2 protein-coding genes and 1 pseudogene are annotated in these 2,036 nt (G+C 68.3%); all 3 read right to left on the minus strand.

Annotated features, from left to right (window positions below; translation table 11 throughout):
• Positions 1-275 (minus strand): annotated as a pseudogene (locus G3N99_RS39455) (endoribonuclease L-PSP); the annotation flags it as partial.
• Positions 276-362: 87 nt separating this feature from the next.
• Entirely contained in the window at positions 363-1,079 is a 717-nt protein-coding gene (fabG, locus tag G3N99_RS39460; RefSeq protein ID WP_174940169.1) for a 3-oxoacyl-ACP reductase FabG, read from the minus strand.
• Between the two features lie 110 nt (positions 1,080-1,189).
• The gene (locus G3N99_RS39465; RefSeq protein WP_043187455.1) at positions 1,190-1,450 is read right to left on the minus strand and encodes a phosphopantetheine-binding protein; all 261 of its coding nucleotides are present in this window, start codon (positions 1,448-1,450) and stop codon (positions 1,190-1,192) included.
• Positions 1,451-2,036 lie beyond the last annotated feature (586 nt).

Consider the following 2,036-nt stretch of genomic DNA (forward strand, 5'->3'; position numbering starts at 1 on the left):
CCCTGCAGGCCGGCCGCGCCGATGCACACCGCACCCAATGCCCCCGGAAACGCGCGCTCGAGTCCATCGCCGCGACCATGCGAATCGTGCAGCCACGCAGCGAGCCGCGCATGGCTCATCCGGACGAGCCGCAGTGCGCGGTCGTCGCCGCGCGCGAGCGGTTCGCCCGATCGCGATGCGGCCGGCCCGGCCGTCGTCTGTCCGTGCGCGACCGGCTCGGCAGAGGACGACAGGGAACACGGGCGCCGTTCGGCGTCGACTGGATGCACGGACACTTCGATTTCCTCACTATGCGGCGCAGGCCGCGCAACATCGCGGCCTGCGCCGCGTTGCGTTACGTCACGCCGACGCTGCGCGCTTCGTCATGCGAGCCCGCCATTGACGGACAGCACCTGCCCCGTCACATAGGCCGCGGCGTCGGATACCAGGTACGCGACCATCGCCGCGACTTCGTCGGGCCGGCCCGCGCGCTGCGCGGGCACGAGCTGCTTGATGCGTTCCGCGGGAAACGCCTGTTCGGCCATCGGCGATTCGATGATGCCGGGCGCAACCGCGTTCACGGTGATGCCGCGCGACGCGAGCTCCAGCGACAGCGACTTCGTCGCGCCGATCAGCCCCGCCTTCGCGGCCGCGTAGTTGACCTGCCCGCGATTGCCGGTCACGCCGGCCACCGACGCGATGTTGACGATCCGTCCGCGCCGCGTGCGAATCATCGGCAACAGCAGCGGCTGCGTGACGTTGAAGAAGCCGTTGAGCGTCACGTCGATCACGCTGTGCCACTGTTGTCGCGACATGCCGGCCATCGGCGCATCGTCGTGAATGCCCGCGTTGTTGACGAGGATCTGCACCGGCGCATCGTCGATGAACGGCTTCAGCGCGGCGAGCGTCGCGTCGGCGTCGGTCACGTCGAACGCGATCGCGTGCGCGGTGCCGCCGGCCTCGACGATCTGCTGCGCGACCGCCTCCGCCTGCGCGAGATGGCGGTTCGCATGCACCCACACTTCATGGCCGGCCTGCGCGAGCGCCGTGCAGATCGCCTGCCCGAGTGCGCCGCTGCCGCCCGTCACGAGCGCCCGCATCGAATTGCTCCGTTCATCGCGTTCCACCTCGATCGACGCGGCCGCGAATCGTCTGCCGATCGCGGCCGCCTGCCGTCATCATCTGCGCGCCGCGCCCGTGCGCGACGTCGTCACTTCGTGCGGTGCGCGGCGACGTACGCAGCCAGGGCACCAAGCGTCGCAAAGATCTTCTGGTTGTCCGGATTGTCCGAACGCAGCTCGAAGCCGTATTTCTTCGAGATCAGCAGGGCGATTTCCAGGATGTCGATGGAGTCGAGCCCGAAACCCTCGCCATACAGCGGGGTCTCGGCCGTCACTGTTTCGAGCGGGACGTCTTCGAGATTCAGTTCGCCGATGATCAGCGTGGCGAGCTCTTGTTCCAGTGCGTTCATCATGCGTGCGGGCAGGCGGTCCGTGGCAGCGGAAGGCGCCCGGAAACGGCAATCGCCATGCACGCCCGGCGCGTGCGAATCTCCGTCCCTTCGGCGTCTGCCGGCGTCCCCGCCTGCGTTATTTGGGGATCGTTTGTAAAAGTTACGCGGATTCTAGACGAACGGGTATCGGGCCGTATACCGCCAATGGTTACAGACTGGCGAGCCGGCGCCGCGGCCCGTTTCGGGACCCGAATGCACGAGACGCTTGAGCCGCTTTGGATGGAAATGGACCGACCCCGAGAAACCGTTCGTCCTGCTCCATACAATCGGTTACAAAACCCGTTCGCGCCCGCCCCGAACACGCGGTGCCGCGGCCCTAAAATGAGCGTGCCCGACCACCGGCCCGGACCCGCGTCCCGGCCGCCATTCATATGATGTTTGACGGCCCGACCACCGCGTCCGGCCACGATCCGCCCGATGTCGCCAGTCATGCCGCGCCCGTCCTTCCGCTCCGTTCCGGTTCGCCCGTCCGTCCGCTGCCGCCCGGCCGCCGGTCGCGAGTTCGCGCGCCGTGGGTGCGGAGGCCGCCGATGAGCCGGCTGCT

It is taken from the genome of Burkholderia sp. Ac-20392, assembly GCF_017104585.1.
In the GTDB taxonomy this organism is placed as follows: Bacteria; Pseudomonadota; Gammaproteobacteria; order Burkholderiales; family Burkholderiaceae; genus Burkholderia; species Burkholderia lata.